4 protein-coding genes are annotated in these 3,600 nt (G+C 60.1%); 1 reads left to right on the forward strand and 3 read right to left on the reverse strand.

Annotated features, from left to right (window positions below; all coding sequences use genetic code 11):
• The 3 genes from KDH09_08405 to KDH09_08415 form a co-directional block, all read right to left on the reverse strand.
• Positions 1 to 501, reverse strand: a 501-nt coding sequence (locus tag KDH09_08405) for a hypothetical protein (GenBank protein ID MCB0219699.1), incomplete at its 3' end; no start/stop codon positions are given.
• Positions 502 to 595: 94 nt separating this feature from the next.
• Positions 596 to 1,663, reverse strand: a complete 1,068-nt coding sequence (locus tag KDH09_08410) for a hypothetical protein (GenBank protein MCB0219700.1) — start codon at positions 1,661 to 1,663, stop codon at positions 596 to 598.
• A 179-nt stretch (positions 1,664 to 1,842) separates the two neighbouring features.
• Positions 1,843 to 2,712: a helix-turn-helix transcriptional regulator gene (locus tag KDH09_08415; protein MCB0219701.1), complete on the reverse strand. Its 870-nt coding sequence runs from the start codon at positions 2,710 to 2,712 to the stop codon at positions 1,843 to 1,845.
• A gap of 246 nt (positions 2,713 to 2,958) precedes the next feature.
• Between KDH09_08415 and KDH09_08420 the strand changes: the two genes are divergently transcribed.
• Positions 2,959 to 3,600: metal-dependent hydrolase (locus KDH09_08420; GenBank protein ID MCB0219702.1), on the forward strand; the 642-nt coding region annotated here is incomplete at its 3' end.

Genomic DNA, 3,600 nt, shown 5'->3' on the forward strand with positions numbered 1-3,600 from the left:
CGGCCCAAGTCTGGCGCGTTGTTCGTCGGTAAGTCGCGGACGGAAGTTCAGACGAAAACTCAGGTCCAGAACAAGCGAGCTCGCAACCATTTCTGAATAGCCCTCGGGCACAGCCGCGCTCTCCCTGAGCCTACCATCGCAGTTCTCGGGTCGCTCGAACCACTCAATCAGCGGTGATTGCGGGGAAGAAAGCCACGCCTTTTGAATCGCCGGCACCAGACCCTCCATGAGTAGCACGCGCATGCGTTCCCGATTTGCGTTGTTGGCGTCCGTAATGTCTTCGAGTCTGAGGTAGAACAATTTTACGTCCCGAAACTGTGCCAGCACTTCTTCGGGCAATGTCTGTTCCAGCACATCCACCGCTTCAGTCCTGCTGGCAGGCTGGTAATTCCTGAGATTCTCAAAACTGGTGGCGCTGTCCCACACCGGCGCTGCCGTTATCGGCAACTCCCGGCACCCGCCCAGTGCAACCACGACGTAAAAAAGCAACGCCTTCTTCATGGACTCACCTTGCGCCCGCCGGAGCGGGCATCGATCGGGATTGATAAATATAGATGATGGGGCGGGAGGCTGTAAGGGGGGCACGCAGCCACGTTCACTGCGGCGTGGGGCGGCAGATGAACTCACCTGCCTGTTTTGTCACTCGTAGCGGGTATCGCAATTTCTCATGCTCATACATCGTCAACAGGACAAGATCGAAGTGCACCTCTCGATGAATTCCATGTCTCGCGAAAACTGCACAAACCGATGGCTGGAGCTCAGATACGACTTCCAAATCTTCAATGGTAATCGAGAATGTTGGCACCTGCTTATCTTGTGACCACGGGAACGCCATCCCCGCACGATCCCCAACAGCACCCCTGACTCTATTGTTCGCCTCCATCCAGGCAGCGTCCCAGTCTTCTCCTGGTTCGCACTTGGAAAGCCCGCTCTTCCGCAAATGCTCCCGCAGCTTCCGGTTATAGTTTGCAGCAAACTCCGCAGCGTTTGCTTTCAAACGCCAATGTTCGTCTGATTCGATAACGTCGTGAGTTTCGTCGATCACATGAGTCGTAGCCGCATCACCAAAGCAGTATCCAACTTCGATAAAATCCGTCCCTGGCCAACTCGTTGAGTACCCCGTAACCGCAAGAAAATGGATGTGACCCGAGCGGAGGTCTGCCTCCAACTGTTCTTCCGGATCTAGGTTTTCAAATCTTCGGAGAGCATCCACTGCATCGTTTTGACGCTGATTTTCGCGATTGAACATGTCGCTCTCAAGCTGACCCATGCACATTTCTAACCGTTTGTCTGCACGTTCATGCCATATCACGCAAAACGCCCCATTGATTGCGTCCACCATCGGGACGCCCAGCGTCCCGCTACGCACGGCATATAGCCCATGTTCAAGCAGCTCAGCATTCAGAACGTCGGGCCAGTAATAGCAACCGCTATACCACTGCCCACCAAGGTGACCGGCGTTGCCACCATATACAGCGAGCGCCAACTTCCCTTCATCCGCCAAAAAGTTCTTGGCGGAATTCTCGCCGTAAAGTAATTCGTGACCGATCAGCCACTCATCGACTTCCAGCCAGTGCCTGACTCGATCTCGGAGTTCGGGTCGCGCGCGCGAAGCGATGGCATTCTTGTCCTCAGCTAAAATATCCCGGCGCAACAGTGTCATTTTGGATGCGACGTGCTGGTATTGCTGCGTTGCCGACTCGTATCGCCTTAGCTCCCCCGGTGCACTCATCGAATGGGGCGATGGGTCTGGCAGTCTTGAAAGCAGCGGGGACAGCGGTTCACTCGCCTTGGTCGCGCAGGCCTGCAATATGAGCAAGCTCAATGCAACCAGCGCCCCCCTCACTTCTCCCCCACCCCCAGGAGCTGGGTGAGCAGCATGCCGCCGCGGATGAGGTCCTGTTCGGTCGAATGCGCGCCGAGGCCCAGTTCGAGGGCGGCGGCGCGGACGGCGGCGATGCGAAGGCGCACCCATTCATCGGTGAGCTTGGTGCCGCGAATCTCCGAGAGCACGGGGCCGATCCACTCGCACTCGCGGCGCATGCGCTCGCGCTCGAGCGGTCGCAGGGGCGAGCCCGGGCGCACGGCCTCGGTCTCGAGCACGCGCACCAGGTCGCCCGCGATAGCGTAGCCGCCCAGGATCGTGGCGATGGTGTGCTGGAGCTTGTCGGTGGCGCTGGCCTTCTTGCTTTCGAGGCCGGTGCGCATGGCGTCGGTCCACACGTAGATGACGAGATCGTAGAGCGCGGCGAGCACCTCGCCCTTGTTGGCGAAGAACTGGTAGAAGGTCCGCGGCGAGACGCCGGCGGAATCGAGGATGTCCTGGATGACGACGGCCTCGAAACCCTTCGTGGCAAAGCTCTTGGCCGCGCCGCGCAGGATGTTCACGTAGCTGCCCTCGAATCCAAGGCCCTCCGAGAGGCGCAGCAGCAAATCGAGCGGCGCGCCCTCGGGGTCGTCATCCTTCAGGGGCTTCACGCCGGTCTGCACGGCCCTGGCAAGGCGCAGCACCTGGGGTCCGAGATGGATCACCTCGCGGAAGACCACCGCGCCGCGCACCTTGAGTTCCTCGAGGAGCTGCCGGCCCTCTTCCTGACGGCTCGGCGGCGCCTTGCCGCGCTTGGTCTCGACGCTCTCGCCGCCGCGCTGCTTGCCCCGGCCGGGAACGCGCGCGGCGACGCCGCGCAGTCCTTTTTTCGCTGTCTCTTTCACTCCCCCCAAATAGAGCCCGGAAAAAGCGCTTTTACAAGACGGCGGCCGGGCGGAGCAGGACGTAAAATCGTGGTTTACCCGAAACTTGCGCGCACGGTGCCCTACCAGACAAGTACCTGTAAGAGCACGGTAAGCGCCGTTTATCGGCACTTTGTGCTTGACGGTACGCGTCAGAATAGTAAAAAATGATTTTACTACGCCGGATCCTCGGAGGGACCGGCAGTGGACCCAAGGAGCGAACCCCCAATGAATTCAGGAATTGAACTCCCCCGGCCCAAAGCCGGCCGCCAGGCCACCCGCCTTCCCGGCGGCGCCGCCATCGATGTGCGCAAGATGGACTTCAGCGAGATCGAGGGCAGCCCCCTCTATGCCTACGCGAAGGACCCGCTCGTCTCGCACTTCTTCCACATGCTCTCGCTGCTCTTTCCCGAGGGCGAGCTCTTCTTCATGGACTCGGTGCGCAACTACAAAAAAGAAATCACCGACCCGGTACTCAAGGCCCAGATCAAGGCCTTCATGAGCCAGGAGGCCCTGCACACCAAAGCGCACGTTGCCTACAACAAGCGCCTCGAAGCCGCGGGCATTAACCTGGAGCGCGTGGACAAGGTGCTCCACTGGGCCTTCGCCGCGCTCAAGAAACTGCCCCGCAAGGACCAGCTCGCCATCACGCTGGTGTGCGAACACTTCACCTCGACCATCGCCAACGAGCTGCTCAGGAACGAAGAGATCCAGTCGCTCATCGACGACTCCCACAAGAACATGTGGCTCTGGCACGCGGTCGAGGAGACCGAGCACAAGGCGGTGGCCTTCGACGTGTTCCGCGCCGTGGGCGGCAGCGAAGCGCGCCGCCTTTGGGGCGTCCCGCTCACCGTCGTCGGAATCGGGCCG

The organism is Chrysiogenia bacterium (genome assembly GCA_020434085.1).
GTDB lineage: Bacteria > JAGRBM01 > JAGRBM01 > JAGRBM01 > JAGRBM01 > JAGRBM01.